Genomic DNA, 831 nt, shown 5'->3' on the forward strand with positions numbered 1-831 from the left:
GGGCGTGGCGGGGATCCTGCTGCAGTCGCTCGCCCGCAACGCGCTCGCCTCGCCCGACACGCTGGGGGTGACCGCGGGAGCGTACCTCGCGGTCACGGCGCTCGCCGCGTTCGGGATCGCCGTGCCCGTGTGGGCGTCCGGGGCGGTGGCGTTCGCGGGCGGGCTCGTGGCGGCCGGGATCGTGCTCGGGCTCGCGGGCGGTGCCGGCTCGTCCACCACGCGCCTCATCCTCGCCGGCACGGCCCTGGCGCTGGCCTTCCAGGCGGGCACCTCGACCCTGCTGATCCTGTTCGACGAGGAGACCACCGGGCTGCTCGCGTGGGGGAGCGGGAGCCTGTCGCAGCTCGGGCTGACCGCGTTCCTCCAGGCGGCCCCGGTCGTGGTGGTCGTCACCGTGCTGGCCCTGGTGCTCGCCCGACGCCTCGACATCCTGGCGCTCGGCGACGACACGGCCTCGTCGCTCGGGGTGCCGATCCGTTCCACGCGGGCGATCGGCATCCTCCTCGCGGTCACGCTGACGGCCGTGTCGGTCACGCTCGCGGGACCGATGGGCTTCGTCGGACTGTGCGCGCCGGTGCTCGCGCGGCTGCTGTCCCGCGTGGTGCCCAGCCTGAACCGGCACCTGCTGCTGATCCCGGCCGCGGGGCTGCTCGGCGCGATCGTGGTGATCCTGGCCGACGCCCTGCTGCGGGCGCTGATCGGCGCCGAGGCCGCGATCCTCATCCCGACGGGGGTCGCGACGACGCTGCTGGGCGCGATCGTGCTGGTGCTCATGGCCCGACGGCTGCGCGACGTCGAGCGGCGGATCGAGGCGCTTGAGGCCGTCGAGAC

1 protein-coding gene is annotated in these 831 nt (G+C 75.1%); it reads left to right on the forward strand.

The features are described from left to right. On the forward strand, positions 1–831 hold an 831-nt coding region (locus DW309_RS01165; protein ID WP_168387125.1), incomplete at both ends, for an iron chelate uptake ABC transporter family permease subunit.

The sequence above is a fragment of the Microbacterium sp. K41 genome, assembly GCF_004794395.1.
In the GTDB taxonomy this organism is placed as follows: domain Bacteria; phylum Actinomycetota; class Actinomycetes; order Actinomycetales; family Microbacteriaceae; genus Microbacterium; species Microbacterium sufflavum.